Below are 562 nucleotides of genomic sequence, written 5' to 3'. Positions count from 1 at the left end.
TTCCGCGCGGTCATTATCGAGGGTATCCCAGCGACAATCTTGCGAGAATGCTTGTGTGGTGCGGATACCCGCAGGGCCAGCACGGTAGAATGATTTCACTTCTTCTGAATCGGTCAGCATGATGTCGTATTTGGCTAGCTGTTCTTCCCAAGTCAGTCCTAGGACAGTCTTAGACTGATTGTGCAGCAGACCTGCACGGTTCAGTTCACCAAGGATACCGACAACGCCACCCGCACGGTGTACATCTTCCATGTGGTATTTCTGCGTTGAAGGAGCCACTTTACAAAGGTGTGGTACTTGGCGAGACATGCGGTCGATGTCCGTCATATCAAAATCGACTTCACCTTCTTGCGCTGCAGCTAAAAGGTGTAACACCGTATTGGTCGAACCGCCCATTGCGATGTCGAGTGCCATCGCGTTTTCAAATGCGGCTTTGGTCGCGATATTGCGTGGTAGAGCCGTTTCGTCATCTTGCTCGTAGTAGCGTTTGGTAAGTTCAACGATGCGTTTACCTGCATCGATAAACAGCTCTTTACGGTCGGCATGCGTTGCCAACAGCGAG

Annotated in this window: 1 protein-coding gene; it reads right to left on the bottom strand. The window is 51.2% G+C overall.

Annotated elements, in window-relative coordinates; genetic code table 11:
* The coding region (locus tag R7E78_RS29145; protein WP_318059022.1) for a dihydroxy-acid dehydratase at positions 1-562 on the bottom strand (562 nt) is incomplete at both ends.

Source organism: Vibrio sp. YT-19(2023) (assembly GCF_033337395.1).
This window is presented reverse-complemented; position numbering and strand designations above follow the sequence as displayed.